Below are 25891 nucleotides of genomic sequence, written 5' to 3' on the forward strand. Positions count from 1 at the left end.
CGAGCCCGGCCCCGCAATCCGAGCAGCCCGCCGAGGCGCCGGTCCTGCGCTTCACCCGCACGCCCGACCACGTGCTGCAGGCGCGCCGCCGCAAGCGCGAGGAGGAGGCGCGGGCGCGCGAGGCCGAGCGCCTCGCCGCCGAGGAGCGCGACGCGGCCGCGCGCGAGGCGGCGCGCGCCGCCGCGGAGGCCGCCGCCGAGGCGGAGCGCCTCGCCGCCGAGGCCGCGTCGGTGCCGCCGGTCCCGCGCTGGCGCCAGCCCTACGTCCTGCCGCCCGGGGTGAAGTTCACCCGGACGCCGGACCACCTGCTGCGCCACGCCCCCGACGAGACCCCGCCCCCGTCGCCGCCCGCCTTAACGCCGGACGAATCGGCGCCGTGCGATTCCGCGCCGGACGAGCTGGCCGCCGAGCCCGCCGCGCCGGCGGAGGCCGCACCGGAAGCCGCGACCGCGCCCGAGGAGGCGCGGCCCGCCCCCGAGTCTCCCGCCGAGCCCGAGGCGGCCGCCCTCGCGGCGACCGATCCGGCTTGCGTCGCGCCGCCGGCCGTCCCGACCGGGGCGCCCGCCGAGGAGCCGGCTCCGGTCACGGCGGCGCAGGAGGAGACCGCCCCCGCTCACGAGCCCGCGCGGGCCGAGGAGCAAGCCCCGCCCGAGGAGCAGGCCCCGCCCGAGGAGTCGATCCAGGCCGAGGAGTCGATCCAGGCCGAAGGGGCGGCCCCGGAACCGCTCGGGCGAATCACGTTCCCCCTCGACATCTCCTACCTGCGCGCGCTGCCGCGGCGGCCGCTCTATTCCCTGGACGGGCTGCTGCGCCACGACTGGTCCATGCCCCTCGGGGTGGCGGAGGTGCAGGACAACCGCCCGGAGCCGGACGCCGCCGACCTCGCGGCGACCGAAGCCTCTCCCGAGGCGACGAGTGCCGCCGTCGCGGAGCCTCTGGCGGCGCCCGCGCCGGAGCCGGCCGGGGCCGCGCCGGCCGCCGGGATCGCCCCGGACCTCGCCGATCCAGCCCCGACGGAGCCGGTCCCGGCCGCCGTCGCGCCGGCCCCGGCCGCGCCCGCGGCGGAGATTCCGGCGCCGGCCGCACTCGTGCCGGTCCCGGCGCCCGCGATCGTCCCGGCCCTCCCGGCCGCGGAGGAGCCGGCCGCGGCCGAGATCCTGCCCGCGCCGCAGATTGCCGCGGTCGCGGAGCCCGTCGCCCTCCCCCTGCCGAGAGCCAGGCAGCGACGCCCGAGGCCGCGACCGCGGCCGAGGCGCCCGCCCCGGCGGCCTCGGCGTTCGACCCGGCGGCCGCGGTCGCGGCCGCGCCCGAGGAGGCGCCGCCCCTCGCGCCCCTCGCCCTCACCCTCGTCCCCGCCGGCCCGGTGGAGCCGATCGTGCCCGGACGCCCGTGCGCGGCCGAGGCGCCGAGCGTGGTGATCGGCAACGAGGGCCTGGATTCGGATCTCGGCCTCGACGCGGAGGATCCGGAGGACGAGGACGACATCCTGGCCCTGGTACCGCTGCCGCCGCCGCCCAAGCGGCTCGTCGCGGCCGAGCCGGACGCGCCCTACGAGTTCCCGTCCCTGGCGCTCCTGGCCGAGGCGCGGGCCTCCGACGGGAGCAGCCTCGACGCGGACGTGCTCCAGGCCAACGCCGTGCAGTTGCAGCAGGTGATCCACGATTTCGGGGTGCGCGGCGAGATCCTGGCCGTGCGACCCGGCCCCGTCGTCACCCTCTACGAGATGGAGCCGGCGCCGGGCACCAAGTCGTCGCGGGTGATCTCGCTCGCCGACGACATCGCCCGCTCGATGTCGGCGATCTCCGCCCGCGTCGCCGTCGTCCAGGGCCGCAACGCCATCGGCATCGAGCTCCCCAACGCCAAGCGCGAGACCGTCTACCTGCGCGAGATCCTCAGCAGCCCCGCCTTCGCCGAGACCAAGCAGAAGCTCGCCCTCTGCCTGGGCAAGAACATCGGCGGCGAGGCGATCATCGCCGACCTCGCCCGCATGCCCCACCTGCTCGTCGCCGGCACCACCGGCTCGGGCAAGTCGGTGGCCATCAACACCATGATCCTCTCCCTCCTCTACCGCATGAAGCCCGAGGAGTGCCGCCTGATCATGGTCGATCCCAAGATGCTCGAACTCTCCGTCTACGACGGCATCCCCCACCTGCTCTCGCCCGTGGTGACCGACCCCAAGAAGGCGGTGATCGCCCTGAAATGGGCGGTGCGCGAGATGGAGGAGCGCTACAAGAAGATGGCGCGCCTGGGCGTGCGCAACATCGACGGGTTCAACGCGCGGGTGGCGGAGGCGCGCGAGCGGGGCGAGGTGATCACCCGGACGGTGCAGACCGGCTTCGACCGGGAGACCGGGGAGGCGGTGTACGAGGACGAGGTGATGGACCTCGGGGCGCTTCCCTACATCGTGGTGATCGTGGACGAGATGGCCGACCTGATGATGGTGGCCGGCAAGGACATCGAGGGGGCGATCCAGCGGCTGGCGCAGATGGCGCGGGCGGCGGGGATCCACCTGATCATGGCCACGCAGCGCCCGTCGGTGGACGTGATCACGGGGACGATCAAGGCGAACTTCCCGACCCGGATCAGCTTCCAGGTGACGAGCAAGATCGACTCGCGCACGATCCTGGGCGAGATGGGGGCCGAGCAGCTGCTGGGCCAGGGCGACATGCTGTTCATGGCCGGGGGCGGGCGCACGACGCGGGTGCACGGCCCGTTCGTGTCGGACGACGAGGTCGAGGCGGTGGTCGCCCACCTCAAGCGCCAGGGCCGCCCCGCCTACCTCGACGCCGTCACGGCGGACGAGGAGGAGGCGGCCGAGGCCGCCGCGGCCGAGACCGCAGTGTTCGACCAGGGCAGCTTCGCCGATCCGGCGGCCGACCTCTACGAGCAGGCGGTGGCGGTGGTGCTGCGGGACAAGAAGGCGTCGACGAGCTACATCCAGCGTCGGCTGCAGATCGGCTACAACCGGGCGGCCTCGCTGATGGAGCGGATGGAGAAGGAGGGCATCGTCGGCCCCGCCAACCACGCCGGCAAGCGCGAGATCCTGGTCGAGGCCCAGGCTCAGGCGGAGGAGGCATGAGGCGCCACCCGCAACGGCGGCCCGGCGTCCCATATTCGCCACAGGGTCCGTCTCTAACGGCGGGGCCTCGGCCGCGCCGCCCCACCGGCCTGCGCGCCGCCCCCGCCCTCAGGGAGACACCTGCCGATGACCGGCCGCCCCCGCTCCGGCCCGCTCGCCCTCCTCGCGGCGCTCCTCTGCCTCGCCGGCGCGGCGCCTGCCCAGGCGCAGGTGACGTCCTTCCTCGACAGCCTGTTCGGGACCAAGCGTGACCAGGGCCCGCAGGCGCAGCCCGATCCGGCCCAGGCCGCTCCGAGCGGCGCGCCGGGTGCCGCGGGCGGCGCACCGACGCTGTCGCGCGCGCCGCTGCCGCCGCGGCGCCCCACGGCGCTCGGGGGCGCGAAGGCGCCCGTGGAGGGCGGCGAGACGGTGGCGGTCCCCGCGGCCGCGCCGGCCCCGGCCGCGCCGCCGCAGCAGGTCGCCGCCGTGACCACGCCGGCCGCCGTCGACCTCAGCAACCCCGCCGCGGTGGTCGAGCGGGCCAACGGCTACTTCAACAGCGTCTCGACGCTGACCGGCAACTTCGTGCAGATCGCGGCGGACGGCCGCAAGATCGGCGGCAAGCTCTACCTCGCCAAGCCCGGCCGCCTGCGCTTCGACTACGACCAGCCCTCGCCGCTCGAAGTGGTGGCGGACGGCACCTCGGTGGCGGTGCGCGACCGCAAGCTCGCGACCCAGGACCTCTACTTCATCTCGCAGACGCCGCTGAAATTCCTGCTGCGGGACAGGATCGACCTCGCCCGCGACCTCTCGGTCACGGATGTCTCGACGGAGCCCGGCGGCGTGCGCATCAGCCTGGAGGACCGCTCGACGCTGGGCGGCACCTCCCGCATCGTCCTCGTGTTCGACGAGGCGATGAAGAGCCTGAGCCAGTGGCGGATCACCGACCCGCAGGGCTACCAGACCACCGTGCTGCTCTCGAACCTGCAGCGCGGCCGGCCGATCGACGGCATGATGTTCGTGATCAATTACGGCCGGCCCGAGGACAAGGAGCTGGAGCAGCGCATGCGGCAGACGCAGCAGCGCTGAGCCCCCACCCGAAGAGCTGATCCGGTGCGCCTCACCGTCTCGACCTGGAACATCAATTCGGTGCGCCTGCGCATCGACCTCGTGCGGCGCTTCCTGGACGAGGCGCGGCCCGACGTGCTGTGCCTGCAGGAAACGAAGTGCCCGAACGACCGCTTCCCGCTGAAGGAGCTGCAGGGCTTCGGCTACCCGCACGTCGTGTTCGCCGGGCAGAAGGGCTACAACGGCGTCGCGATCCTGTCGCGGCTGCCGCTCCTGTCGCAGGAGGTGATGAGCTTCTGCGACCGGCCGGACGCGCGCCACATCTCGGCGGTGCTGGGGCCGGAGGCGGGCGAGGCGGCGGGGATCGTGCTGCACGACTTCTACGTCCCGGCCGGCGGCGACGTGCCGGACGCCGCGCTCAACGACAAGTTCGCCCACAAGCTCGCCTTCATGGACGAGCTGCGGGCCTGGGGCGGGAAGCGCCCGACCGGCCCGGCGATCCTGGTCGGGGACCTCAACGTGGCGCCCCTCGAACACGACGTCTGGTCGCACCGGCAGCTGCTCGACGTGGTGAGCCACACGCCGGTGGAGACCGAGCGGCTGGAGACGCTGCGGGGCGAGGCCGGATGGGTCGACACGATGCGCCATCTGCGGCCGGAGCCGGAGAAGATCTACACGTGGTGGAGCTACCGCTCCCCGGACTGGGCCGCCGCCGACAAGGGACGGCGCCTCGACCACATCTGGGTGACGGCCGATCTGGCCGGCAGCGTGAAGGCCGTGACGGTGGCGCGGCACGCGCGCGCCTGGGAGCGGCCGTCCGACCACGTGCCGGTGACCGTGGAACTCGACCTGTGATCCGGGAGCCGCTTGATCGCAGCGGATCCCGGATCACGAGCCCGCGCGGCGCCTGAGCGAAGACAACATCCGCCTTGCCGAAATGGGAGATGGCGAAGCAATCAGTCGGATTTCGTAGAAGACGCGCGGTCCAGTCCTCCCGTCCGCGGCCGCCCGCCGTCCCAGCCCAGCGCCCGGCTGATCGCGTCCGCCGCCTCCCGCACGGCGGCGGCGAGCGGCGGCACCCGCGCGTCGTCGAGGTACTGCATCGTGCTCGACACGCTCAGCGCCGCCACGATCGCCCCGCTCGCCGCGCGGATCGGGGCGGCGACGCAGCGCACCTCCGGCTCGTTCTCCTCCTCGTCGAAGGCGATCCCGTCCGCCGCGTAGGCGCGCATGCGGGCGAGCCAGGCCGCGAGGTCGCGGTCGCGCCGCGCCCCGCGCGCCTCCCCCACCGCGAAGAAGCCGCGCCAGCCCGCCTCGTCGAGGTCGAGGATCAGCGCCTTGCCGAGCCCCGTCGACCAGACCGGCTGGCGCTCGCCCACCCGCGAACTGATCTCGATCCGCCGCCGCCCGGGGATCTTGTCGAGGTAGAGCGCGAAGCTGCCGTCGAGCACGCCGAGATGGATCGTGTCCTCGCAGATGGCGGAGAGCCGCTCGAGATGGGGCCGCGCCACCCGCGTCAGCGCCACCGATTGCTGCGCCCGGAACCCGAGCTCCAGCAGCTTCGGCCCGAGGCTGTAGCCCTCGCGCGGCACGAAATTGAGGTAGCGCCGCTCGACCAGGCTCGCGGCGAGGCGATGGGTGGTGCTGCGGGTCGTGCCGAGCGCCGCCGACAGGGCCGCCAGATCCGTGGCCCCCGCCGCCACCGCCTCCAGGACGTCGAGGCCGCGAAGCAGCGTCTGACTTCCCGGCGCCGGCCCGCGGCCCGGCGTTGACGCCTTCCCGGTCATCCGCGTATGATCCCACATAAAGAAACTGAATCCCAATATATGGGATTTTGTACCGCCCGCCATCGGGCATCGGGAGGAGATCGCGACCGTGATGTCGCAGGCCGGCGGGTTCCGCCAGCCCCTCCTGGCGCCGGGCGGGCTCCCGCGCCACCAGCCAGGATCACCGCGCCATGAAGCTCTTGCGTTACGGCCCCGCGGGCCAGGAGAAGCCCGGCCTCCTCGATGCGGAGGGCCGCCTGCGCGACCTGTCGGGACACGTCGCCGAGATCGGTCCCGACACGCTCTCGCCCGCCGGCCTCGCGGCGCTCGCCAAGCTCGACCCGGCCGGCCTGCCCCGCGTCGAGGGCTCGCCGCGGCTCGGCGTGCCGCTCGCCGGGGTCGGCAAGTTCATCGCCATCGGCCTGAACTACGCGGACCACGCGGCCGAATCGAACCTGCCGATCCCCAAGGAGCCGGTGGTGTTCACCAAGGCGATCAGCTCGCTCTCCGGTCCCAACGACCCGGTGATGCTGCCGCGCGACTCGGTGAAGAGCGACTGGGAGGTCGAGCTCGGGATCGTGATCGGTCGCCGCGCCGCCTACGTCGAGCAGGCGGAGGCGCTCGACTACGTCGCCGGCTACTGCGTGGTGAACGACGTCAGCGAGCGCGAGTACCAGATCGAGCGCGGCGGTACCTGGGACAAGGGCAAGGGCTGCGACACGTTCGGGCCGGTCGGGCCCTGGCTCGTCACCGCGGACGAGGTCGGCGACCCGCAGAGCCTCGACATGTGGCTCGATCTCAACGGCCGGCGCATGCAGACCGGCAACACCCGGACGATGATCTTCCCCTGCGCGGAGATCGTCTCCTACGTCAGCCGCTTCCTCACGCTGATGCCGGGCGACATCATCACCACCGGCACGCCCCCGGGCGTCGGCATGGGCATCAAGCCGGAGCCGGTCTTCCTGAAGCCCGGCGACGTGATGACGCTCGGCATCGAGAAGCTCGGGACCCAGCGCCAGGACGTGGTGGCGTGGCGCCGGCAGGAGGGCTGAGGCGATGACGCCGTCCGATCGATTCCAGGGCCGGCGCGCCATCGTCACCGGCGGCGCCTCCGGCATCGGGCTCTGCGTCGCCGCGCGGCTCGCCGCCGAGGGCGCGGCGGTCAGCCTGTGGGACGTGAACGCGGAGGCCCTCGGGCGCGCCCGGACCGAGGCCGGGGCCGCCGACGTGCAGGCCCTCGACATCGCGGACCCGGCCCGCGTCGAGGCCGCCATGCAGGCGAGCGTGGCGGCCCTGGGCGGGCTCGACGTGCTGGTCTGCAGCGCGGGCATCACCGGCCCCAACGGCCCGGTGCGCGACTACCCCGTCGAGGCGTGGCGGCGGGTCTTCGACGTGAACGTCCACGGCCTGTTCTACTGCAACCGGGCCGCGGTGCCGGTGCTGGAGCGGACGGGCTACGGCCGGATCGTCAACGTCGCCTCGATCGCCGGCAAGGAGGGCAACCCGAACGCCTCGGCCTACAGCGCCTCCAAGGCGGCGGTGATCGGCCTGACGAAGTCGCTCGGCAAGGAGCTCGCCAGGACCGACATCCGGGTGAACTGCGTCACCCCGGCGGCGGTGCGCACCGCCATCTTCGACCAGATGACGCAGGAGCACATCGACTTCATGCTCTCGAAGATCCCGATCGGCCGCTTCGGCACGATCGAGGAGGTGGCCGCGCTGATCTGCTGGCTGGCGAGCGAGGAGGCCTCCTTCTCGACCGGCGGCGTCTTCGACGTCTCGGGCGGCCGCGCCACCTACTGATCCGGCGCCGCGACCCGCCGGCCATCCCACGACATCGCAGGGTGCGGGGCGCGGTGCCCCGCGCCCTCCCGGTTCCGCCCGCCCGCGCCGCGCTCCGAGCGGCGCGCGCGGCCGGCCGCGCGTCCGGCGGAGGGCCGGGCCCGGCCGGATCCGTTCAGGAGCGCCCCATGAGTGCGGCCCATGAGTGCGGCCCATCTCAGCCTGGCGGGCGCCGGCGATGCCGGCGCGGACGACCCGATCCGCCAGCGCGTGCTCGGCAAGCTGCGCACGCGCATCGTCCTCTACTGCTTCGTCCTCTTCATCATCAACTATCTCGACCGGGTGAACGTCGGCTTCGCGGCGCTCCACATGAACCGGGATCTCGGCTTCTCGTCCACGGTCTACGGGCTCGGCGCCGGCATCTTCTTCCTCGGCTACATCGCCTTCGAGATCCCGAGCAACATGATCATGCACCGGGTCGGGCCGCGGCGCTGGATCGCCCGGATCATGGTGAGCTGGGGGCTCGTCTCCTGCGGGATGGCGGCGATCCAGGGCGAGACGAGCTTCTACCTGATGCGGTTCCTGCTCGGCCTGGCCGAGGCGGGCTTCGTGCCGGGCGTGCTGCTCTACCTCACCTACTGGTTCCCGGCCCGCGACCGGGCCAAGGCGACGGCCGGGTTCATGACGGCGACCGTGCTCTCCAGCGTGATCGGCGCGCCGCTCTCGGGCTGGATCCTCTCCGCCAACCCGACCTGGTTCGGGCTCGCGGCCTGGCAGTGGCTGTTCATCCTCGAGGGCGCGCCCGCGATCCTGCTCGGGATCGTCACCTACCTCTACCTCGTCGACCGCCCGCAGGACGGGCGCTGGCTCGACGCGGAGGAGCGCGCGTGGCTGATCGCCACCCTCGCGCGCGAGAACCGGGACGTGGCGCGGACGGGCTCGCACGAATTCGCGGCGATCTTCCGCGACCCGCGGGTCTGGGTCCTGACGCTGATCTACCTGTTCAACGCGGTCGCGGTGTACGGGGTGGTGCTGTGGCTGCCCCAGATCGTGCGCAGCATCGGCGGCCTGTCCGATTTCCAGACCGGGCTCGTCACGGCCCTGCCCTTCGCGGTCGCGGCGGTCGGCCTCGTCGTGGTCGCGCGCAGTTCCGACCGCACCGGCGAGCGCAGGCTCCACACCGCCCTCGCGGCCCTGTGCGGCGGCGTCTTCCTGGGCCTGAGCGCGCTCGCCCCGAGCCCGCTGGCGGGCCTGCTGCTGCTCTGCGTCGCGGCCTTCGGGGTCTGGGCCGTGCTCGGCGTGTTCTGGACCCTGCCGACGCAGTTCCTCACCGGGGCGGCGGCGGCGGGGGGCCTCGCGATGATCAACGGCTTCGCGCAGGTCGGGGGCTTCGCCGGCCCCTACCTGGTCGGCTGGATCAGGGACGCCACCCAGAGCTTCACGCCCGCACTCCTCACGTTGGCGGCCGGACCGGTGATCGCGGCTTTGCTCTGCTTCGCGCTGCGGCTGCGGCCGGCCGCGCCGTGACGAAACCGCGCGTGCCGCACGCGACGGGAGAGTGGCGCGGCGCCCCGGATCGTGTATAGGAGGAAGCCCCCGCCAGTGTATGGCGGGGCTTTCGGCTTTGGACGACCGCGCTGGACGACATCCCGGCCCGGCCGAATCCGAAGCGGGAGCGGCTGTCGAGGGCCGCGCCCATCCTGAACCCTGACCAGAAGGACACGCGATGTCGATCACGGCAGAGCGCAAGACCGCGCTCATCAAGGATTACGCCCGCGGCGGGACCGACACCGGCTCGCCCGAAGTGCAGGTCGCGATCCTCACCGAGCGGATCGCCAACCTGACCGGGCACTTCAAGACCCACACCAAGGACAACCACTCGCGCCGCGGCCTGCTCAAGCTGGTCTCGCAGCGCCGGTCGCTCCTCGACTACCTGAAGCGCAAGGACGAGGGGCGCTACCGCACCCTGATCGAGCGCCTCGGCATCCGCCGCTGAGGCGCTCGCGACGCGGCCCGGATCCCCGGGCCGCGTTTTCGCTTGGGGGTCCGCGGACCCGCCGAGCGCGGCCGCCCCGGCCTCCGAGGCCGGCGGCGCGCCCTGAGTGGGCCGGAATGGGTCCGGCCGCTCGCCCTCCGGGATCCTGAGGCGTGATCGCCAGGGCAGGATCGCCAGGGGCTCTGCCGGCCGCCGCCGGCGCGCCGGGGTCGGCAGCGACCCCGCCCGGGGTCGACAGGCCCCGCAGAGCCTCTCGCCGTCTTGCACTGGCGCCGCCCCGCCCCGGACGACCGCATGAAGGCATGACGACATGTTCGATACACAACGCGAAGAACTGCTCTGGGGTGGACGCAAGCTGGTCCTGGAGACGGGCAAGGTCGCCCGCCAGGCCGACGGGGCCGTGGTCGCGAGCTACGGTGAGACCACCGTGCTCGCCACCGTCGTGTCGATGAAGGAGCCCAAGCCCGGCATCGACTTCCTGCCGCTCACGGTGAACTACCAGGAGCGCGCCTACGCGGCGGGTCGCATCCCGGGCGGCTACTTCAAGCGCGAGGGCCGGCCCTCCGAGAAGGAGACGCTGGTCTCCCGCCTGATCGACCGCCCGATCCGCCCCCTCTTCGTCGAGGGCTGGCGCAACGACACCCAGGTCGTGGTCACGGTGCTGTCGCACGACCTCGAGAACGATCCCGACATCGTCTCGATGGTGGCCGCCTCCGCGGCGCTGACCCTCTCGGGCGTGCCCTTCATGGGCCCGATCGGCGCCGCGCGCGTCGGCTACCTGGGCGGCCAGTACAAGCTCAACCCGACCGTCCAGGAGATGGAGGAGTCGAGCCTCGACCTGGTCGTGGCCGGCACCGACGCCGCCGTGCTGATGGTCGAGTCCGAGGCCAAGGAACTGCCCGAGGACGTGATGCTCGGGGCCGTGATGTTCGGCCACAAGCACTTCCAGCCGGTGATCGAGGCGATCATCCGCCTCGCCGAGAAGGCCGCCAAGGAGCCGCGCGACTTCCAGCCGACCGACCTCACCGAGGTCGAGAAGGCGGTGCTCGAGATCGGCGAGGCCGACCTGCGCGAGGCCTATCGGAAGACCGTCAAGCAGGAGCGCTACGCCGCCGTCGATGCCGTCAAGGCGAAGGTGATGGCGGCGCTCGTCCCCGAGGGCGGCGAGGCGAAGTTCGAGCCCGAGAAGGTCAAGGCCGCCTTCAAGGAGGTCCAGGCCAAGGTCGTGCGCTGGAACATCCTCGACACCGGCTCCCGCATCGACGGCCGCGACGTGCGCACCGTGCGCCCGATCCTGTCGGAGGTCGGCGTGCTGCCGCGCGCCCACGGCTCGGCGCTGTTCACCCGCGGCGAGACCCAGGCCCTGGTGGTGGCGACGCTCGGCACCGGCGACGACGAGCAGTTCATCGACGCGCTCGAAGGCACCTACAAGGAGACGTTCCTCCTCCACTACAACTTCCCGCCCTATTCGGTGGGCGAGACCGGCCGCATGGGCTCGCCGGGCCGGCGCGAGATCGGCCACGGCAAGCTCGCCTGGCGCGCCGTCCACCCGCTCCTGCCGCCGGCGCACGAGTTCCCCTACACGCTGCGCGTCGTGTCGGAGATCACCGAGTCGAACGGCTCCTCCTCGATGGCGACGGTCTGCGGCTCGTCGCTGGCGCTGATGGATGCGGGCGTGCCGCTGCGCCGCCCGGTGGCGGGCATCGCCATGGGGCTGATCCTGGAGGGCGAGCGCTACGCGGTGCTGTCCGACATCCTGGGCGACGAGGACCACCTCGGCGACATGGACTTCAAGGTGGCCGGCACGGAGGAGGGCGTCACCTCCCTCCAGATGGACATCAAGATCGCCGGCATCACCGAGGAGATCATGCGGGTCGCCCTCGACCAGGCGAAGGAGGGCCGCGCCCACATCCTCGGCGAGATGGCCAAGGCGCTGACCGCCGCGCGTCCGGAGCTCGGCGAGCACGCGCCCCGGATCGAGACCATGCAGATCCCGACCGACAAGATCCGCGAGGTCATCGGCACGGGCGGCAAGGTCATCCGCGAGATCGTGGAGAAGACCGGCGCCAAGATCGACATCCAGGACACCGGGGTGGTCAAGATCGCCTCGTCCGACGGCAAGGCCATCAAGGCGGCCTACAACTGGATCCGCTCGATCGTGGCGGAGCCGGAGGCGGGCATGATCTACGACGGCACGGTGGTGAAGACGATGGAGTTCGGCGCCTTCGTCAACTTCTTCGGCGCCAAGGACGGCCTCGTCCACATCTCGGAACTCGCGCCCCAGCGCGTCGCCAAGGTCACCGACGTGGTGAAGGAGGGCGACAAGGTCAAGGTGAAGTTCCTCGGCCAGGACGAGCGCGGCAAGATCCGCCTGTCGATGAAGGTCGTCGACCAGCAGACCGGCGAGGATCTGACCGAGAAGCTGAAGGCCGAGCGCGAGGCCGACCGCAACCGCGAGCGGCAGGCGCGCCAGAGCGCGGGCGAGTAGGCTCGCGTAAGCGGGCGCCCCGCGGGGCGCCCGATCCGACCGGCGCGGCCCCGCGAGGGGCCGCGCTTTTTTCATGACGGCTCTCCCCTCGCGCGCCGCCGCGGGCGCGCGGCTGCGGGCACGGAACGGCGCCGCTTCTCCCGCGTTCGCCTGTCGACCCCCCGACAGTACGGACGCGAGGAACCAGCGCATCATGTCGAACGCGATCACGGACGTCTTCCACGGCGACGTCAACCTCAGCACGAAGGAGCGCGCGATCTCCGTCGTGCTCGGCCTCGGCCTCGCCGCGGCCGCGGCGCAGCCGCGCCCGAACAAGTGGCTGAGCCTCGCGGTGCTGGTCGGCGGCGCCATGCTGGCGATCCGCGGCGCCACCGGCCACTGCGCCGCCAAGGCGCTCCTGGAGCAGGCGCCGGACCGCATCGAGCACGCCTGACCTTCCTCGGGGCTTTCCGGGGCCGAGCGGTCCCGGGGTCACGGCGTGGGACGAAGGGCGCCCCCGGGAGGGGACGCCCTTCGCGCGTCAGGCATGGGGCGTCAGGCATGCGGCGAGAGCGCGACGCCCCCGACCTGCAGGGCCACCGACCGGTCGATGTGGTCGCGCACCGCGGCGAGGCGCGCGTCGATGGCGAGGCGGCGGGCCTCCTCCTCTCCGTGGACCGAGACGGAGAACTTGCGCTGGATCTTTCGGCCCTGCGCATCGTCCCAGTAGGCGACCCAGAAGGCGGTGCCGCTCGCCTTGCGGACGAAGCGCGACACGCCGGGCAGGCCGGAGCGGCAATTCCGCCGCGGCCGCAGGCGCCGCATCAGGGCGAGACCCTCGCGGTCGGTCGCGGCCGGAGCGGCGACGAAGCGCTCGGCCTCCGCCCGCGCGGCCGCCTCGCCGCCGAAGGTCTCGTCCGCGAAGTGGCGGGTGACCGCGCGGCCCGCGCGGTCGGAGGTGGCGAGCCAGCCAATGCGGCCGGCGGCGTCGGTGCCGCGGGAGATGCGGGCGGCCGGGCTGGGCGTCGAATCGGACACGGGCCGGGCGCGCCGCGGCAGCGCCTCGGCGGAGGAATGGAACAGGGACATCGGGATGGGCTCCGCGCAGGCCGTCCGCGATCGAGCGGAGGCCCGCCAAGGGGGTTTCGTTCGCGTGGGGAGCGGTCACGAAACCCGCGGCGGCCCGCGGGGCGAGGCAGCGGAGAGGAGGATCGGCCGATGCGGCGGGTCCCGGCGGACCGGAAGCCGCGCCCAGGCGCAGGCGTGGGGCGGAAGGATCTGGGCGGGGAGCGCAAGGTCCGCGGCACCGGAGCCATGCGATCCGGGCAGGCCCCGCTCGTCGTCGTCGGCCAGGATCGCGCTGAGCAGGGCCCAGGGCGTCCCGCCCCCGTGCGAGCGCTGCGCCACGGCGGCGTGCCCGGGAGGCGCGCCGACCGGCAGGCCCGACCACCCGTCGAGGGACGCGGCGAGCGCCCCGATCAGGAAGACGAGGTTGAGGATCAGGGGGCTGCGCCGCAACGGCCGGCATCCTTCGCGGGTCAGCCGGAAGTCTACCGTTTCCGGGCCGGCGCCATCAAGCCGGGACGTGCGCCGGGCGGGAGGGCTGCGACCTCCCGCCCGGGCCCGCCTGCGGCTCAGTAGGTCGTGGTGCGCCGGCTCTGGATCATGCCCCAGATCCCCAGCACGATCACGGCGCCGACCACCGAGGCGATCAGGCCGGCACCCTGGTTCGGCCCGTACCAGCCTACGGCCTGCCCCAGAAAGGTGGCCACGAAGGCCCCCACGATGCCCAGGATCGTCGTGAGGATGAACCCGCTCGGCTCGTTCGGGCCGGGCATGATGAACTTCGCGATGACGCCGGCGACGAAGCCGATGATGATGGTCCAGAGGATCGACATGGAGGGTGCGCCTTTCGGCCTCGCTTGAAACTACCCGAGCAACGCGCGGAACGCCCCGGGGTTGCGTGGCCGTAAGCTTGTCCGCGCGCCCCGCGGGTCTTTACGCGGTGCCGCGCGGGGCGGCACAAGGCGCAGCGCCGCCCCGGCGGCGAATTCGGCACTCACCCAGGAAGCCAGCATGACCATCCAACGGATCGAGACCGGCGCGCGCATGAGCCAGGCGGTCGTGCATAACGGCACGGTCTACCTCGCCGGCCAAGTGGCCGAGGGCGACGACGTCGCCGCCCAGACCCGCGCGATCCTCGCCCAGATCGAGGCGCTGCTGGCGCAGGCCGGCTCCGCCAAGGAGCGGATCCTCTCGGCCACGATCTACCTCGCCGACATCGGCGCCTTCGCGGACATGAACCGGGTCTGGGACGCCTGGGTCCCGGCCGGCCAGGCGCCGGCCCGGGCCACCGTCGAGGCGAAGCTCGCCGGGCCGCAATACCGCGTCGAGATCGCCGTCATCGCCGCGGCGGGAGCCTGAGATGGCGCGCCCCCTCCTCGGCGGCCTGTTGGCCGCCTGCCTCGCCCTCGCCTGGCCCGCCGCTGCCGCCGGGGAGCGGGTCGTCAACATCTACAACTGGTCGGACTATATCGACCACAAGATGCTCGACGCCTTCACGCGCGAGACCGGCATCAAGGTGGTCTACGACACCTACGACACGAACGAGATCCTCGAGACGAAGCTGCTCGCCGGCAAGTCGGGCTACGACGTCGTGGTGCCGTCCGGGCCCTTCCTGCAGCGCCTGATCCGGGCCGGGGCGTTCCAGCCCCTCGACAAGGCCAAGCTGCCGAACCTGAAGAACGCGTGGCCCGAGGTGATGGCGCGGCTCGCCGTCTACGACCCGGGCAACGCCTACGCGGTCGACTACATGTGGGGCACGACCGGCATCGGCGTGAACACCGCGCTGGTGCGCGAGCGGCTCGGCCCGAACCAGCCCCTCAACACCTGGGACATCGTCCTGCGGCCCGAACTGATCGCCAAGCTCAAGGATTGCGGCGTCACCATGCTGGACGCCCCCGAGGACATCTTTCCCAACGTGCTGGCGGCGCTCGGCCTCAAGCCCGACTCGAAGCGCGTCGACGACCTGAACCAGGCCGGCGAGGCGCTCTTCCGCATCCGCGGGGCGGTGCAGAAGTTCCACTCCTCCGAGTACATCAACCAACTCGCCAACGGCGACGTGTGCCTCTCGGTCGGCTATTCGGGCGACGTGCTGCAGGCCCGCAGGCGCGCCCAGGAGGCGAAGAACGACGTCGACATCGCCTACTACATCCCGCAGCAGGGGGCGCTGATGTGGTTCGATTCCTTCGCGATCCCGAAGGACGCCGCCCATCCGGCCGAGGCGCACGCCTTCATCGACTTCATGCTCCGGCCCGAGGTGGCGGCGGCCAACACCAATTTCGTGTCCTACGCGAGCGGCAACCTCGCCGCCAAGGCGCTGGTGAAGCCCGAGATCCTGTCGAACCCGGGCGTCTACCCGGACGAGGCGACCTTCAGGCGCCTGTTCACCAACACCGCCTACGACGACCGCACCCAGCGGGTCGTCACCCGGCTGTGGACGCGGGTGCGCACCGGCAAGTGAATCCGGCAACTGAATCCGGCAAGTCAGTCCGGCAAGTCAGTCCGGCAAGTGAGTCGAGTGCCGGGCCGGAACACCGACCGGACCGGGTCGCGGCGGCTCCGGCTTCCGCGGCCCGCGCCGGTGCCCTAGGGTCGATCGCCCCGCGAGGGGCGGACCGGCAGGAGGCGGAGCGTGAACGTCCTCGTCGTCGACGACCACCCCATCGTGCTCCAGGGCTGCCGCCGCGTCCTCGAGGATGCCGGCGTCGAGGCGGTCCACGAGGCGACCTGCATCCGGGCGGGCTACCGCAGCTTCCACCGCCACCGGCCGGACGTCGTCGTGGCCGACCTCACCTTCCACGGCGCCGCCCTCAAGGGGCTCGACCTCATCCGGCGCATCCGGGCCGTGGCGCCCGGGACCCGGATCCTCGTCTTCACCATGCACGACGACCCGGTGATCGTCGCCCGCGCCCTCGACAGCGGGGCGCTGGGCTACGTCCTCAAGGACACGGCCTCGGCCGAGCTGCACCAGGCCTTCGAGCGCGTGCGCGCCGGCGAGCCCTACCTCGACCCCTCGCTCGCCGCCGAGGTGGCGCTGCTGCGCGCCCGCCCGAGGCCCGAGCCCCTGGCGGGCCTCACCGCGCGGGAGCGCCAGATCCTGGCCCTGCTCGGCGCCGGGCGCTCGCACGGGGCGATCGCGGCCGAACTCGCGCTCAGCTACAAGACCGTGGCCAATGCCTGCTCGCAGATGCGCCACAAGCTCGGCGCGCGCAGCCTCGCCGACCTCCTGCGGATCGCGCTCCAGGCCGCCGACCGCGCCCCCTGAGGCGCCCGGGGCCGGCCCGGGGCCGCCCGGCGCAGGCCGCCGGGCTCTCGGGAAAATCAGTCAACCCAAGATGTTGCACTGCAACGCGGGCCGTTCGGGTACTAATAAATCTCCGTTAATACTTCTCACTTCGGCAGTCACATTCTTGCCCAGATCAGCCCTATGTTGCGCCGCCTCAGCATATCAAAACGGGAATGTGAAATGTTTTCGAAGGCCAAGCTGGCGCTGATCTGTCTTGCCGCGTCCGTCGGCGGTAGCGCGACGCTCCAAGCCAGCACGCCTGCCCTGGCTCAGACCGGGGGTGCCTCGTGGTACGGGCCCGGGTTCCAGGGCCGGCGCACCGCCAACGGCGAGCGCTTCAACACCCACGCGCTCACGGCCGCCCACCGCAGCCTGCCCTTCGGCAGCCGGGTGCGGGTCACCAACACCAGCAACGGCCGCTCGGTCGTGGTGCGGATCAACGACCGCGGGCCCTACGTGGGCGGCCGCGTCATCGACCTGTCGCAGGCCTCCGCGCGGGCGATCGGCATCAGCGGCGTCAGCAAGGTCCAGCTCAGCCGCCTCTGAGGCGCCGGCGCCGCACTGTCCCCCGGCGGGATCGATCAGACAACGTCAAGTTTTCCGGACGGCAGCGGAACTGTTCGGGCACAGTCGAGGTTGGAGGACACAAGACCTTCGCCGTTCCGACAGTGCCCGGGGAGAGGCTCCATGCCGTCGCATCGTTCCCGCTCGGCCGCGCCCCGGCGCGGCCTGTTCCTGGCCCTGGTTTCGGGATGCCTGCTGATCTCGACGGCCGGCGCGGGCCGGGCGACCGAGGGGGACGGGCTCGGCGGCCTGTTCGGGGCCCTGTTCGGCGGCGGCGCCGCTCGCAGCACGGCCCCCGCGGCGATCCCGCAGCCCCTCGCCGAGCCGACGACCCGGCTGCGGCGGCGCCTCGCAGGGCGCAACCGGGCCGACGCCCGGGCCGCCCTGCGCCACCGGGCCCGCTACGCCGCCCTGCCCAAGGCCCCGGCCGAGGACAAGGCCGGGGCCCTCAAGGTCCTGGTCCCGGCCGAGCGGATCACCAATCCCTCCGAGGCCCGGGCCGCCCTCCTGCGCGACCCGACCCTGCGCCACGGCGACATCGTCATCATGCCGGAGGGACCGCGCGTCTTCGTGGGCGCGGCGGGCTCCGCCAAGCACCGCCCGGGCGAGTTCGAGGATGTGCGCCGCTCGCGGGTCGTCAACGACCAGACCCGCCGCGAGTTGCTCGCCCGCACGGCCCCGATCGGGGCGCTGCCGGCCGACGAGGCCCGCAAGCTGATGGCCCGCCTCGTCCGCCACGCCCCGAAACCGTGGACCGCGCCGGAGGAGGCGCGGACCGAGACCGCCATGCGGTCCGAGAGCGACGCGCGGGCGGAGACCGCCATGCGGGTGATCTACCCAGCCCGCTGACGCGCCCGCGCTCGGCCGCGCCCCTGCCGGGTGCGGCCCGCGCGGCACGGTGCGTCAACGCGGCCGTGGGATCCGACACCGTGGGTTGCGTCCCCGCCGCCTCCGCTTGCTAGGCTGCGCGCCCGCGGTCGCTCGCGACCGCTTCGTGTCAGGGATCCCCCATGGTGAGATGGATGCTGGTCGTGGCCACCGCGGCGTGCCTCGCGGCGTCGGACGCGTCCGCGGCGAATGGCGACCAGATCGTGACGCAGTGCAAGAGCCTCCTGCGGACCGCCAAGCAGCGCGGCGACACCCTCGACTACCGGCAGGACCCCGACACGGTGAGCTGCTTCGCCTTCATGAGCGCGGTGCAGAACCTCGCCGTGGTGGCCGAGCGCGCCGACGCGCCGCCCCTGCTCGGGGCCTGCCTGCCGCCCGAGGGGACGCTCCTGCAGCTGATCCGGGCGGTGGTCGCCTACGGCAAGGCGCACCCGCCCGCCCTGCGCGAGAGCGCGGGCGTGCTGGCGCTCCTCGCCCTCCGGGACGCGTATCCCTGCGACAAGAAGGGGTGAGCGCCGGCATCGCGCGCGGGGCCGAAAGGTTCCAGCGCGATATTTCCGCCCGCGACGCTTGCCGGCCGCGCCCCGCCTGCTCATCTCAGGTACCCCGATGGGGTATTTGGCCCCGCTCGGCAGCCGGAGGAGCAGGATGGCGAAGGCCGACAAGCACCACATGGGTCCCGGGACGCAGGGCAAGGGCTCGGGGACCGGCGCGATGACCGAGTTGCCGGAGGGGATCCTCCCGGAGAACATGGTGCTGAGCAACCGCGACAAGTCCCGCCACAGCCACGAGCGCGGGCTCGACAGCAAGAACGTGCAGACCGAGCAGTACCAGGACCATTCCGCCAATCGCCGGGACTTCGACGAGACCGGCGCGCCGCGGGGCGGTCAGCCGACCGGCGGCGACAACACCAGCGGCGCCGAGGCGCCGATGACCACCGTCTCGGGCAACGACAGCAGCCTGTCGAGCCAGCATCGGCGCTGAGCGCCATGCGCCGAACCGGTCACCGGCTCGGCGGCGAAACAGGATGCGGACCAAGAGACCCACCAGGCAAGAGACCCACCAGGCAAGAGACCCACAAGGCAAGGGACTCACCAGGCAAGGGACTCACCAGAATTGCCTCGTGCGATTCCGGTGAGGGCTGCGGCCCGGGACCGGCACCGGTCATGCGCCGGGCGGATGCCGGTCCCCCGCCGCGCCCCGTGGCGTCGCTCCCCCCGCTCGGGCAGAGAGGGCAGGGTCTCCCGGGAACGGCCGCGGGGACGTCTCGGGAGGAGGCGGTGGGACTCGTCTACGCGCTCGGCGCCTATCTGTGCTGGGGCCTCCTGGTCCCGCTGCACTTTCGCCTCCTCGGCAGCCTGCCGCCCTGGACGATCCTCGCCCACCGCATCCTGTGGTCGAGCCTGTTCGTGCTCCTCCTGCTGGTGGTCCTGCGCGGGCGCCGCGCGCCCTTCGTGCCCGCGCGGCGGCACGCGCTGCTCGCCGTCTCGGCGCTGCTGATCGCGGTGAACTGGTCGCTCTATCTCTGGGCGGTCCAGAACGGGCACATGGTCGAGGCGAGCCTCGGCTACTTCATCAACCCGCTGGTGGCCGTGGCGCTCGGCGCCGCGGTGCTGGGCGAGCGGCTGCGCCCGCTCCAGGCCTGGGCGGTGGGGCTCGCGGCGGCCGGGGTCGCCGCGGCGGTGGCGCTCGCCGGAACCCTGCCCTGGCTCGCCCTCGCGCTCGCCACGAGCTTCGCCCTCTACGCGCTGATCCGCAAGCTGGTGCCGATCGACCCGATCCTCGGCTTCGGCGCCGAGACCGTGCTGCTGCTGCCGGCGGCCTTGGCCTACCTCGCCGGTGCCGCGCCCGAGTCCGCCGCCCTCCCGGCCCTCGACGGGCGCACGGCCGGGCTCCTGCTCCTGACCGGCATCACGACCTCGCTGCCGCTGATCTGGTTCGCGGCCGCGGCGCGGCGCCTGAAGCTGGCGACGCTCGGGCTGATGCAGTACCTCTCGCCGACCTGCACCCTCCTGCTGAGCGTGACGGTGTTCGGCGAGAGCCTGGACCCGGCCCGGGCGGCCGTGTTCGGGTTCACCTGGATCGCCCTCGCCCTCTACGCCGCCGACGCGGTGCGCCTGTCGCGCAGCCCGGCCCCACCCCTCGCGCCCCAGCGCTGCCCGGGCTGAGGCAGGACCGCGTTTACACGTCCACGTCGGTGCTCTATCGCGGCCACAACACGGGCGGGAGGGGCGGCCGGCGGCCATGCGCGAGATCCTGGAGAAGGCCGCCTTCCTGCGGGCGGAGCGCGGCCTCGCCGGCCTCGCCGCCAAGGCCGCCTCCGTCGCCTACGACCGGGCCCTGCGCCGTCACCTGCCGCGGGCGGAGCCGGTCCTCTACGCGGGGCTGCCGACCGGCCGCTACCGCCGCTGGGGCGACCGCTGGCTCCCCGCCGCCCTGGTGGCGCAGGACATTCCCGATTTCGAGGAGGGGCTGGTCCGGGCCCTGCGCGCCCATCTCCGCCCGGGCGACGCCGTGACGGTGGTGGGCACCGGGAGCGGCGTCACGACCGCGGTCGCGGCCCTCGGGGTCGGCGCGGAGGGCACGGTCACCGCCTACGAAGGCGACCCGGGCGGGATCGCGGCGACGCGCCGGATGCTGGAGGCGAACGGGGTCGCCGCGCGGGTGCGGCTGCACCACGCCGTCGTCGGGGCGCCGGTCCGGGTCTATGGCGGGGCCGGCGCCGCCCGGATCGTGGCCCCGGCCGACCTGCCCCCGACCGACCTGCTCGAACTCGACTGCGAGGGCGCCGAGACGGTGATCCTCGGCGCCATGACGATCCGCCCGCGGGTCGTCGCGGTCGAGACCCACGGCTGCTACGGCGCGCCCTCCGCGGCGGTCCGCGCCCTCCTCGAAGGGCTCGGCTACGCGGTCACCGACACCGGGCTGGCCGAGCCCCGGATGGCGCGGCTCTGCCGCGAGGGGGACGTGCGGGTGCTGGTCGGGCTGCGCGGCGCGGCGGCCGGGGCTTGAACGGGCCGGGAACCTCGCGGACGGGGAACGGCGCGGGCGCCATGCGTCTCCCGCCCCACGGTTCACCCTTCGCGGCAGGGCCAAGCCGGGCAGGCCGCACCTCGCACCGTCCCCACCCTCTCAGAGCAGCCCCAGGGCCGCGAGTTCCCGGCGCATCGCCTCGGGCATCGCCGAGAGGCTCACCGCCGCGTCGCGGCCGAGGTCGCGGGGCGCGTCGGCCTCCGCGAGGTAGCGCCAACCCTGGAACGGCCGGCAGGGGCGCGGCTCGACCGGCACCACGGACGGATCGAGGACGAGGTGGCAGCGGCCGATCCCGTCCCCGTCCACGAAGGGCCGGATCGCCCGGATCGGCTGGCGGCAGGCGACGAGCCCCTTGATCACCCAGTAGAGCGAGCCCGCTCCCGCGATCGCGTCGGCGCGCTTGGGGACCATGCGGGTGGTGTGGACCTGCTCGAAGGCCGTCCCGGCCCGCCGCGCGCCGTCGCGCCGCTCGGCGATCCACGCCTCCAGGTCGCCGATCGAGTCGCAGCCGACGCAGAGCTTGAGGAGGTGAAGGGGCATAATCGTCTCGCGGGAGGGGCCGCTCTGCCGCCCGATCGTGGCACCCGCGAGGCGCGGCCCGGGCGCGCCCCGTCAGCTGAAGCGGATGATCTTCTCGGTCGGCGGGAGCCCGTCGAGGTCGGCGAAGGCCGCGCCGAGCGCGAGGTTCTCGCCCTCGAAGGGAGCCGGCTCGGCCGGGGGCGCCGGCAGGCTCGGCACGAAGGCGATGTCGTCCGAGGCCAGAACCGGGTCCTCCAGGTCGCGGCGGCGCACCGGCGGAGGGGGCGGCGCCGACGTCGCGATCATCGCGTCGACGTCGCTCTGGGCGAGTTCGGGCGAGGGCGCCACCGGCTCCGGCGGCGGCGGAGCCGCGTCGGCGTCGCCGCCCCAGATCTCGATCATTGCGGTGAGCCGCTGCTCCAGGTAGCGCAGCGTGTTGACGATCCGGCTGGTGCGCTGGGCGGTCAGGTCCTGGAACGAGCAGGCGGTGTAGATCCGGGTCGCGTTCTGGTCGAGCATGTCGCAGACCCGGCTGTCGGCGCCGCTCTCGCGCAGGGTCCAGGCAACCTCCTGCATCTCCTCGGCCGCGGCGAGGATGTCGGAGGTGGCCCGCTCCGTGGTGCGCACGATCGCGTCGAGGGCCTCCGAGGCGGCTTCGAGGCGGCTCTGGTCCTGGTCCGGCGACTGGATCGCCGTGATCTCGTCCTTGGTGCGGCTGATCGCCTTGACCATCTCGACGAGGTCGAGGCGCATGCGGTCCATCTCCGGCACCTGCCGGTCCGCCGCGATGGTGGATTCCAGGCGTCCGATCGCCGCGAGCAGGCGCTCGGTGTCGTCCCCGCGCTGGCGCCGGGCGAACTCGGCCAGGAACCACCGGCCCCGCGCCGTTTCCATCAGCGCCGACTCGATCACGCCATACTCGTCCGCGCCGGGCGTCGGGAGCGAGGTGAAGCCTGCCATGGTGCGTGTCCCGGGACTGTGAGGGCGCCCGATGGCCCGTTTTCATGGCTTGACATCCCCACGTTAACGGCCGCTTACGCGACGTCCGTTGTCAACCGGAGGCGATGTCCCTGCTCCCCCTCGCCGCCGGCCCGCGCCTCGGCCTGCTCTACGCCCTGATCTTCGCGGGGATCGGCGTGGCGATGCCGTTCCTGCCGCTCTGGCTCGCGAGCCTCGGGCTGCCGCCGGAAGTGATCGGCGCCCTGGTGGCCCTGCCGATCGCCGTGAAGATCGTCGCCACCGCGCCGCTGGTGGCGCTGATCGACCGGGGCGTCACCGCGCGGGCGCTCCTCGTCGCGGGCAGCCTCGGGCTCGCCCTCACCTACGCGCTGATGCCCGCGGCGGCGGCGCGGGGCTGGCCCGTCCTCGCCGGGGCGATCGCGCTCAACGCGGTGGCGGGGGCGCCGCTCGTGCCGGCGCTCGACTACCTCTGCCTCGCGGCGGTGCGGCGCGACCCGCGCCTCGCCTACGCGCGGATCCGGCTCGGGGGCTCCCTCGGCTTCCTGGCCGCGAGCCTCGCCGGCGGCTGGCTGCTCGGGCTGGTCGGCGAGCGGGCCGGGGTCACGGCCTTCCTGGCCGGCCTCGGCCTCGTCTCGGCGCTGGGCAGCGCGGCGCTGGCCGCCGGAACCGCGGCGGAGCCGGCGCGCCGGACGCCGCCGGGCTCCGCCCGGCTCCCCCTCGCGCTGCGGCTCGCCATGGCGGCGGCCGCGTCGGCCCAGGCGAGCCACGCGGCGGTCTACGCCTTCGGCAGCATCCACTGGACGTCGCTGGGCCTCACTCCGCCCCTCATCGGCGCCGCCTGGGCGACCGGCGTCGTCGCCGAGATCGCCTTCTTCGTCCTGGTCGGACGCGTCGCGGCCCTGCGCGACGCGCCCTTCCGGCTCCTCGCCCTCGGGGCAGGGGCGGCGCTCCTGCGCTGGGCCGGGCTCATTGGCCTCTCGGGCCTCTCGGGCCTCTCGGGCCTCTCGGGCCTCTCGGGCCTCTCGGGCCTCTCGGGCCTCTCGGGCCTCTCGGGCCTCTCGGGCCCGGGCCTGGCGGCCGCCCTGCTGCCCCTCCAGGCGCTGCACGGGCTCACCTTCGGGGCGACCCAGCTCGGCGCGATGGGGGCGCTGGCGCGGCTCGCCCCGGAGGCGGCCCGCGGCCGGGCGCAGGGGATCTACGCGGCGAGCGCCTCGCTCGCCTCCGCGGCCGCCACCCTGGCGAGCGGGGCGGCCGTCCGGCAGGGCGGGCCGCTCCTCGCCTTTGCCCTGATGCTCCCGGTCGCCGCCCTCGCGCTCGTCCTCACCGCGGCGGCGGCCCGGGCCGCGGCGGCGCGGTTTGTCACGCGCGGCGAGCCCAGGCTATAAGGCCGCCCGAGGGGATGTCGAGCAACCAGGAGGCCGGGCCCGTGTCGACCGAGGCCAGCGCGCACCTGACCGTGGCCGGCGCCACCCTCCTGCGCTTCCGCGACGGCGTCCAGGCGCGGCTCACCGGGTCCTGGACCGCCGACCAGGCGCCCGCCGTCGAGGCCGCCGCCGCCGCGATCGCGGCGCCGGGCGAGCCGGGGCCGCGCGTGCAGGTCGATCTCTCCGGGCTGGTCCGGCTCGACACGCTCGGGGCCTTCGTGCTGGAGCGCACCCGCAGCGAGATCGAGGCGGCGGGCCGCGCCGTCGACTACGCGGGCGCCCGGCCCGAGCACCGCATCCTGCTTCGCGAGGTCGCCTATCGGCGGGACACCCCCCCTCCCCCGCGCCGCCGCCGCCTCGGCCTCCTCGACGGGCTCGAGGCGCTCGGGGCCGGCCTGCGCCGGCTCGGGGCGGAGGGCCTGTCCTGGCTCGGCTTCCTCGGGGAGGTGGTGGCGGCCTGCCTGCGGGTCCTGGCCCGGCCGCGCCGCTTCCGCGCCGCCTCCTTCGTCAACCAGATGGAGCAGATCGCCTATCGGGGCACGCCGATCATCATGCTGATCGCCTTCCTGGTCGGCTGCATCGTCACCCAGCAGGGCATCATCCAGCTGCAGCGCTTCGGGGCGCAGTCCTTCGTCGTCAACATGATCGGCATCCTCACGCTGCGCGAGCTCGGGGTGCTGCTCACCGCCATCATGGTGGCGGGCCGCTCGGGCTCGGCCTTCACGGCCGAGATCGGCTCGATGCGGATGCGCGAGGAGGTCGACGCCCTGCGGGTGATGGGCCTCGACCCGATCGAGATCCTGATCGTGCCGCGCATCCTCGCCCTGATGCTGGCCCTGCCGATGCTCGGCTTCCTCGCCGACGTCGCGGCCCTGCTCGGCGGGGCCCTGACCTCGATGGCCTACGGCAACCTGTCCTTCGACGCCTTCCTGGCGCGGCTGCAGGCAGTGATCTCGGTCCGGCACGGCCTCGTGGGCATGCTGAAGGCCCCCTTCATGGCCCTGATCATCGGCATCATCGCGACGAGCGAAGGCTTCCGCGTCGAGGGCTCGGCGGAATCGCTCGGCCGCCACGTCACCGCCTCAGTCGTCAAGTCAATCTTCATGGTCATCGTGCTCGATGGCGTCTTCGCCATCTTCTTCGCGGCCATCGACCTGTAGAAGCGGCTCCCGTGCAGGCTCACGCCCAACCCCTTGCCTCCCCGGGAGGCGACGCGGTGATCCGCGTGCGCGACCTCGTGGTCGGCTTCGGCGAGCGGACGGTCCTGAAGGGCCTGAACCTCGACATCCGCCGGGGCGAGATCCTGGGCTTCGTCGGCCCCTCCGGCCAGGGCAAGTCCGTCCTGACCCGGACCCTGCTCGGCCTCGTGCCGAAGCGCTCGGGCACGATCGAGGTCTTCGGGGAGGATGTCGACCGCCTCTCCCCGGCCCGGCGGCGCCTGATCGAGCGCCGCTGGGGCGTGCTGTTCCAGCAGGGCGCCCTGTTCTCCGCCCTCACCGTCAAGCAGAACATCCAGGTGCCGATGCGCGAGCACCTGACCCTGTCCGAGCGCCTGCTCGACGAGTTCGCGCGGCTCAAGATCGAGCTCGTCGGCCTCAAGCCGGACGCGGCCGACAAGCTGCCCTCCGAACTCTCGGGCGGCATGATCAAGCGCGCGGCCCTCGCCCGGGCGCTGGCCCTCGACCCGGAGGTGCTCTTCCTCGACGAGCCGACCTCGGGCCTCGACCCGATCGGCGCGGGCGAGTTCGACGACCTCGTCGCCACCCTGCAGCGCACGCTCGGCCTGACCGTGTTCATGGTCACGCACGACCTCGACAGCCTCTACACCGCCTGCGACCGCATCGCGGCGCTCGGCGACGGCCAGATCATCGCGGCGGGCCCGATCGAGGAGATGCTCGCCTCGGACCACCCCTGGCTGCGCTCCTACTTCCACGGCAAGCGCGCGCGGGCGATCGTGCCCGGCGAGCCCCGCGCGGCGGCGCGATGACGCGATCCCGCGCGGCGGCGCCCCCCAGCTC

Annotated in this window: 26 protein-coding genes and 1 pseudogene; 21 read left to right on the forward strand and 6 right to left on the reverse strand. The window is 73.4% G+C overall.

Annotated features, from left to right (window positions below):
• Positions 1 to 1177: 1177 nt before the first annotated feature.
• The 3 genes and pseudogenes from QA634_RS24680 to QA634_RS24690 all read left to right on the forward strand — a co-directional run.
• Positions 1178 to 3079: pseudogene (locus tag QA634_RS24680) on the forward strand (DNA translocase FtsK); the annotation flags it as partial.
• Positions 3080 to 3205: 126 nt separating this feature from the next.
• Positions 3206 to 4147, forward strand: coding sequence for an outer-membrane lipoprotein carrier protein LolA (locus QA634_RS24685; protein WP_012334625.1), 942 nt, complete (start codon positions 3206 to 3208; stop codon positions 4145 to 4147).
• Between the two features lie 24 nt (positions 4148 to 4171).
• Entirely contained in the window at positions 4172 to 4981 is an 810-nt protein-coding gene (locus QA634_RS24690; RefSeq protein WP_012334626.1) for an exodeoxyribonuclease III, read from the forward strand.
• Positions 4982 to 5082: 101 nt separating this feature from the next.
• Here QA634_RS24690 and QA634_RS24695 read toward each other — a convergent pair whose 3' ends face one another.
• Entirely contained in the window at positions 5083 to 5913 is an 831-nt protein-coding gene (locus QA634_RS24695; RefSeq protein ID WP_012334627.1) for an IclR family transcriptional regulator, read from the reverse strand.
• Between the two features lie 170 nt (positions 5914 to 6083).
• On the opposite strand from QA634_RS24695, the gene QA634_RS24700 reads away from it, so the two are divergent.
• From QA634_RS24700 to QA634_RS24725, 6 genes are all read left to right on the forward strand, one after another.
• On the forward strand, positions 6084 to 6944 hold the full coding sequence (locus QA634_RS24700) for a fumarylacetoacetate hydrolase family protein (RefSeq protein ID WP_012334628.1): 861 nt from the start codon (positions 6084 to 6086) through the stop codon (positions 6942 to 6944).
• Between the two features lie 4 nt (positions 6945 to 6948).
• Positions 6949 to 7695, forward strand: a complete 747-nt coding sequence (locus QA634_RS24705) for an SDR family NAD(P)-dependent oxidoreductase (protein WP_012334629.1) — start codon at positions 6949 to 6951, stop codon at positions 7693 to 7695.
• 180 nt (positions 7696 to 7875) lie between these two features.
• A complete protein-coding gene (locus QA634_RS24710; RefSeq protein ID WP_012334630.1) occupies positions 7876 to 9201 on the forward strand; it encodes an MFS transporter in 1326 nt (441 codons plus the stop codon).
• Positions 9202 to 9400: 199 nt separating this feature from the next.
• On the forward strand, positions 9401 to 9670 hold the full coding sequence (gene rpsO, locus QA634_RS24715; RefSeq protein ID WP_012334631.1) for a 30S ribosomal protein S15: 270 nt from the start codon (positions 9401 to 9403) through the stop codon (positions 9668 to 9670).
• Positions 9671 to 9980: 310 nt separating this feature from the next.
• Positions 9981 to 12158, forward strand: a complete 2178-nt coding sequence (gene pnp / locus QA634_RS24720; protein ID WP_012334632.1) for a polyribonucleotide nucleotidyltransferase — start codon at positions 9981 to 9983, stop codon at positions 12156 to 12158.
• Positions 12159 to 12351: 193 nt separating this feature from the next.
• Entirely contained in the window at positions 12352 to 12591 is a 240-nt protein-coding gene (locus tag QA634_RS24725) for a YgaP family membrane protein (protein WP_012334633.1), read from the forward strand.
• Positions 12592 to 12692: 101 nt separating this feature from the next.
• Here the strand turns inward: QA634_RS24725 and QA634_RS24730 are convergent, their stop codons facing one another.
• The 3 genes from QA634_RS24730 to QA634_RS24740 form a co-directional block, all read right to left on the reverse strand.
• Entirely contained in the window at positions 12693 to 13226 is a 534-nt protein-coding gene (locus QA634_RS24730) for an AP2/ERF family transcription factor (RefSeq protein WP_012334634.1), read from the reverse strand.
• Between the two features lie 75 nt (positions 13227 to 13301).
• Entirely contained in the window at positions 13302 to 13655 is a 354-nt protein-coding gene (locus QA634_RS24735) for a hypothetical protein (RefSeq protein ID WP_012334635.1), read from the reverse strand.
• Between the two features lie 116 nt (positions 13656 to 13771).
• Positions 13772 to 14035 (reverse strand): GlsB/YeaQ/YmgE family stress response membrane protein, encoded by a 264-nt coding sequence (locus QA634_RS24740; RefSeq protein WP_012334636.1) that lies wholly within the window; start codon positions 14033 to 14035, stop codon positions 13772 to 13774.
• A 178-nt stretch (positions 14036 to 14213) separates the two neighbouring features.
• Here QA634_RS24740 and QA634_RS24745 point away from each other — a divergent pair, with 178 nt between their 5' ends.
• The 9 genes from QA634_RS24745 to QA634_RS24785 all read left to right on the forward strand — a co-directional run bounded on the left by QA634_RS24745 (position 14214) and on the right by QA634_RS24785 (position 20949).
• Entirely contained in the window at positions 14214 to 14561 is a 348-nt protein-coding gene (locus QA634_RS24745) for a RidA family protein (protein ID WP_012334637.1), read from the forward strand.
• A 1-nt stretch (position 14562) separates the two neighbouring features.
• Complete coding sequence (locus tag QA634_RS24750; RefSeq protein ID WP_012334638.1) at positions 14563 to 15660, forward strand: polyamine ABC transporter substrate-binding protein; 1098 nt, start codon at positions 14563 to 14565, stop codon at positions 15658 to 15660.
• A gap of 171 nt (positions 15661 to 15831) precedes the next feature.
• Positions 15832 to 16464 (forward strand): response regulator, encoded by a 633-nt coding sequence (locus tag QA634_RS24755; protein WP_012334639.1) that lies wholly within the window; start codon positions 15832 to 15834, stop codon positions 16462 to 16464.
• 201 nt (positions 16465 to 16665) lie between these two features.
• Positions 16666 to 17031 carry a septal ring lytic transglycosylase RlpA family protein gene (locus QA634_RS24760; RefSeq protein ID WP_012334640.1) on the forward strand — a complete coding sequence of 122 codons (366 nt, stop codon included), beginning with the start codon at positions 16666 to 16668 and terminating at the stop codon, positions 17029 to 17031.
• Positions 17032 to 17172: 141 nt separating this feature from the next.
• Entirely contained in the window at positions 17173 to 17898 is a 726-nt protein-coding gene (locus QA634_RS24765) for a hypothetical protein (protein WP_012334641.1), read from the forward strand.
• A gap of 161 nt (positions 17899 to 18059) precedes the next feature.
• The gene (locus QA634_RS24770) at positions 18060 to 18449 is read left to right on the forward strand and encodes a Rap1a/Tai family immunity protein (RefSeq protein ID WP_012334642.1); all 390 of its coding nucleotides are present in this window, start codon (positions 18060 to 18062) and stop codon (positions 18447 to 18449) included.
• 136 nt (positions 18450 to 18585) lie between these two features.
• Positions 18586 to 18921, forward strand: a complete 336-nt coding sequence (locus QA634_RS24775) for a hypothetical protein (protein WP_012334643.1) — start codon at positions 18586 to 18588, stop codon at positions 18919 to 18921.
• 296 nt (positions 18922 to 19217) lie between these two features.
• On the forward strand, positions 19218 to 20105 hold the full coding sequence (rarD, locus tag QA634_RS24780) for an EamA family transporter RarD (protein ID WP_012334644.1): 888 nt from the start codon (positions 19218 to 19220) through the stop codon (positions 20103 to 20105).
• A gap of 76 nt (positions 20106 to 20181) precedes the next feature.
• Positions 20182 to 20949: a 50S ribosomal protein L11 methyltransferase gene (locus QA634_RS24785; RefSeq protein ID WP_012334645.1), complete on the forward strand. Its 768-nt coding sequence runs from the start codon at positions 20182 to 20184 to the stop codon at positions 20947 to 20949.
• Positions 20950 to 21069: 120 nt separating this feature from the next.
• Here QA634_RS24785 and QA634_RS24790 read toward each other — a convergent pair whose 3' ends face one another.
• Both QA634_RS24790 and QA634_RS24795 read right to left on the reverse strand, forming a co-directional pair.
• Positions 21070 to 21510, reverse strand: a complete 441-nt coding sequence (locus tag QA634_RS24790; RefSeq protein ID WP_012334646.1) for a DUF1489 family protein — start codon at positions 21508 to 21510, stop codon at positions 21070 to 21072.
• A gap of 72 nt (positions 21511 to 21582) precedes the next feature.
• The gene (locus QA634_RS24795) at positions 21583 to 22449 is read right to left on the reverse strand and encodes a hypothetical protein (protein ID WP_012334647.1); all 867 of its coding nucleotides are present in this window, start codon (positions 22447 to 22449) and stop codon (positions 21583 to 21585) included.
• A gap of 104 nt (positions 22450 to 22553) precedes the next feature.
• On the opposite strand from QA634_RS24795, the gene QA634_RS24800 reads away from it, so the two are divergent.
• From QA634_RS24800 to QA634_RS24810, 3 genes are read left to right on the forward strand one after another with little or no spacing between them, the layout of a single operon-like run.
• Positions 22554 to 23834, forward strand: a complete 1281-nt coding sequence (locus QA634_RS24800; RefSeq protein WP_012334648.1) for an MFS transporter — start codon at positions 22554 to 22556, stop codon at positions 23832 to 23834.
• Between the two features lie 14 nt (positions 23835 to 23848).
• Positions 23849 to 25033, forward strand: a complete 1185-nt coding sequence (locus QA634_RS24805; protein ID WP_012334649.1) for an ABC transporter permease — start codon at positions 23849 to 23851, stop codon at positions 25031 to 25033.
• A gap of 56 nt (positions 25034 to 25089) precedes the next feature.
• On the forward strand, positions 25090 to 25860 hold the full coding sequence (locus QA634_RS24810; protein ID WP_012334650.1) for an ABC transporter ATP-binding protein: 771 nt from the start codon (positions 25090 to 25092) through the stop codon (positions 25858 to 25860).
• Positions 25861 to 25891 lie beyond the last annotated feature (31 nt).

Origin of the sequence: Methylobacterium sp. CB376, assembly GCF_029714205.1 — a bacterium.
GTDB lineage: Bacteria > Pseudomonadota > Alphaproteobacteria > Rhizobiales > Beijerinckiaceae > Methylobacterium.